The sequence below is a fragment of the Streptomyces sp. NPDC059398 genome, assembly GCF_042751845.1.
GTDB lineage: Bacteria > Actinomycetota > Actinomycetes > Streptomycetales > Streptomycetaceae > Streptomyces.
In genome coordinates this window covers 18,158-21,588 of sequence record NZ_JBHYWP010000055.1, presented here as the reverse complement: position 1 = coordinate 21,588, position 3,431 = coordinate 18,158, and the positions used below count along the sequence as shown (strand labels likewise).

Annotated in this window: 3 protein-coding genes; all 3 read left to right on the top strand. The window is 68.7% G+C overall.

Annotated features, from left to right (window positions below):
* Positions 1-110: 110 nt before the first annotated feature.
* The 3 genes from ACFXBC_RS20255 (at position 111) to ACFXBC_RS20245 (ending at position 3,237) form a co-directional block, all read left to right on the top strand.
* Positions 111-1,091 carry an ABC transporter permease gene (locus ACFXBC_RS20255; protein ID WP_385025892.1) on the top strand — a complete coding sequence of 327 codons (981 nt, stop codon included), beginning with the start codon at positions 111-113 and terminating at the stop codon, positions 1,089-1,091.
* A 61-nt stretch (positions 1,092-1,152) separates the two neighbouring features.
* On the top strand, positions 1,153-2,190 hold the full coding sequence (locus ACFXBC_RS20250) for an ABC transporter ATP-binding protein (RefSeq protein WP_385025889.1): 1,038 nt from the start codon (positions 1,153-1,155) through the stop codon (positions 2,188-2,190).
* 27 nt (positions 2,191-2,217) lie between these two features.
* Positions 2,218-3,237 carry an ABC transporter ATP-binding protein gene (locus ACFXBC_RS20245; protein WP_385025886.1) on the top strand — a complete coding sequence of 340 codons (1,020 nt, stop codon included), beginning with the start codon at positions 2,218-2,220 and terminating at the stop codon, positions 3,235-3,237.
* Positions 3,238-3,431: the final 194 nt, after the last annotated feature.

Sequence of the window (3,431 nt, the reverse complement as noted above, 5' to 3'; positions counted from 1 at the left end):
GGGCCCCCGCTCCGCGCCCCCCCCCCCCGGCCCCGGCCCTCCCCCGGCCCCGGCCCTCCCCCGCTCCCTACACCTCGGCGACGGCGCCCCACCCGGAAAGTCACGACCCCATGCTTCGATTTCTTCTCCGCCGCGTGACCGGCGCTATCGTCATCCTGCTGATCATCAGCGCCATCACCTTCTACCTCTTCTACGCGATCCCCCGTGACCCGGCGCGTCTGGCCTGCGGTAAGACCTGCACGCCAGAGCTGCTCAAGCAGATCCGGCTGAACCTGGGAATAGCCGACCCGATGCCGGTCCAGTACTGGCACTGGCTGGTCGGCATCTTCGCGGGCCGCGACTACGGCAACTACGGCCACTGCCCGGCCCCCTGCCTCGGTTACTCCTTCACCAACCGCCAGCCCGTCCTCGGCACGATCATGGACCGGCTGCCCCTGACGATCTCGCTCGCGCTGGGCTCCGCCTTCTTCTTCCTGATCATCGGTATCGGCACGGGCATGGTCGCCGCCGTCAAGCAGGGCAAGGCCCTCGACAAGGTAGCCAGCTCCTTGTCGCTGCTCGGCTCCTCGCTGCAGATCTACTTCGTCGGCTATATCGCGATGTTCATCCTGGTCCAGCAGATGGGGCTGCTCGACCAGCCGTCGTACACGCCGATCACGGAGAACCCGGTCAAGTGGGCAGCCGGACTGCTGCTGCCGTGGCTGGTGCTCTCCATCATCTTCACGGCGAACTACACCCGTATGACGCGCTCCCAGCTCGTGGAGCAGCTCACCGAGGACTACGTCCGCACGGCACGCGCCAAGGGTCTCTCCCGGGCTTCGGTCTTCTTCCGCTTCGCCTGGCGGGGCGCCATGGGGCCGATCGTCACCATCTTCGGCATCGACCTGGGCACACTGATCGGCGGCGCGATCATCACCGAACAGGTCTTCAGCATCCAGGGGATCGGCCGGCTCGCACTGCAGTCCGTCGACACGAGCGACCTGCCCATGCTCCTGGGCGTCACGCTCGTGGCGGCCGCGGCGATCGTCTTCTTCAACATCTTCGTGGACGCCATCTACGGCCTCATCGACCCGCGGATCCGTCTCGCCTGACCCGCTCCCGCCCCCGCTCGGCCCCACCCCCGATCCCCGCAACACTTCCTGGAGCGTCCTCGTGACGAGCACCGATCAGCAGCCCTTCCTCTCTGTCAGGGACCTACAGGTCCACTTCTCGACCGAGGACGGCACAGTCAAGGCCGTCGACGGCCTCTCCTTCGACGTGGAGAAGGGCAAGACGCTCGGCATCGTCGGCGAGTCCGGCTCCGGCAAGTCCGTCACCAACCTGACGATCCTGGGCCTGCACGACCGCGACCGCACCCAGATCAACGGCGAGATCACCCTCGACGGCCAGGAGCTGCTCGGCGCCAGCGAGCGCGAGCTGGAGCGGCTGCGCGGCAACAAGATGGCGATGATCTTCCAGGACGCCCTGGCCTCGCTGTCGCCGTTCCACACCGTCGGCCAGCAGATCGGTGAGACGTACCGGAAGCACACCGGCGCCTCCAAGCAGGTGGCCCGCAAGCGGGCGATCGAGATGCTCACCCGGGTCGGCATTCCCCAGCCGGACCTGCGGGTCGACGACTACCCGCACCAGTTCTCCGGCGGTATGCGGCAGCGCGCGATGATCGCCATGGCGCTGGTCTGCGACCCGGAGCTGCTGATCGCCGACGAGCCGACGACCGCGCTGGACGTCACCGTCCAGGCGCAGATCATGGACCTCCTGAAGGACCTGCAGCAGGAGTTCGGCACGGCCATCGTCTTCATCACCCACGACCTCGGTGTGATCGCCGATGTCGCGGACGACGTGCTGGTGATGTACGGCGGCCGCTGTGTGGAACGCGGCTCCAAGCGTCAGGTACTCCGGGCGCCCCAGCACCCGTACACTTGGGGGCTGCTCGGCTCGATGCCGAGCCTGAAGGGCCCGGTCGACATCCCGCTGATGCCGATCCCGGGTTCGCCGCCCAGCCTGCTGAACCCGCCGACGGGCTGCCGCTTCCACCCCCGGTGCACCTTCAAGGACCAGGTCGACGGGGACCGTTGCTCCACGGAGCGGCCGCCTCTCGAACTCGCAGCGGGGCGTGGCTCCGCCTGCCACCTCAGCCCAGTCCAGAAGAAGGACATCTTCGCCGACCAGATCCAGCCCCGGCTGAGCTGACCCAGAGCCAAAGGGAAACGAACGAACATGACCACCGACACCCCCCTGCTCGAAGTCACCGGCCTGACCAAGTACTTCCCGGTGATGGGCGGATTCCCGTTCAAGCGCAAGGTCGCGGACGTCCAAGCGGTCGACGGCCTCGACTTCGCCGTCCACCAGGGCGAGTCGCTCGGCCTGGTCGGCGAGTCCGGCTGCGGCAAGTCCACCACCGGACGGCTGATAACCCGGCTGATGGAGCCCACGGCCGGCAAGATCATGTACCAGGGCAAGGACATCACGCACGCCTCCCGCAAGGAACTGGCGCCGGTCCGCTCCGAGATCCAGATGATCTTCCAGGACCCCTACTCGTCGCTCAACCCCCGCCAGACCGTGGGCAAGATCGTCGGTGGCCCGATGGAGGTCAACGACATCAACCCCAAGGGCGGCCGCGAGCACCGGATCCGCGAACTCCTGGAGATCGTCGGCCTCAACCCGGAGCACTACAACCGCTTCCCGCACGAGTTCTCCGGCGGCCAGCGCCAGCGCATCGGCGTCGCCCGCGCCCTCGCCCTGGAGCCCAAGCTGATCGTGGCCGACGAGCCGGTCTCCGCACTCGACGTCTCCATCCAGGCCCAGGTCGTCAACCTCCTTCAGAAGCTCCAGGAGGAGATGGGGATCTCCTTCCTCTTCATCGCCCACGACCTGGCGATCGTCCGGCACTTCTCGCACCGCGTCGCCGTCATGTACCTCGGCAAGATGGTCGAGATCGCCGACCGCGAGACGCTCTACAGCGCCCCGCGGCACCCGTACACGCGCGCGCTGCTCTCCGCTGTCCCGGAAGCCACGGTCCCCGACGAGGGCACGGAGAAGGAGGACAACCGCATCCGGCTCGTCGGTGACGTCCCGTCGCCGCTGAACCCGCCGAGCGGCTGCCGGTTCCGTACCCGCTGCTGGAAGGCGACCGAGAAGTGCGCCACCGACGAGCCGCCGCTCGTCCAGCTGACGGACAGCAAGCCCGGCCACCTCACGGCCTGCCACTTCCCCGAGGAGCCCCCGGCCGCCGCCTGACCGCCCGGGAGCCAGAACGGGGAAATCACGGCATCGGCCCACCGCTCCAGGTCCCGCCGCCATGACCCCAGTAGGCCGTAGAGACCCGTTGCTGAGGGGGGCCCCCGCGGGGGGGGGGGGGGGGGCCGGCCGGGGGAGGGCGCCCCGGGGTGGGGGGGGGCGGGGGCAACACACCCCCGGTGGGGGGCCCCCCC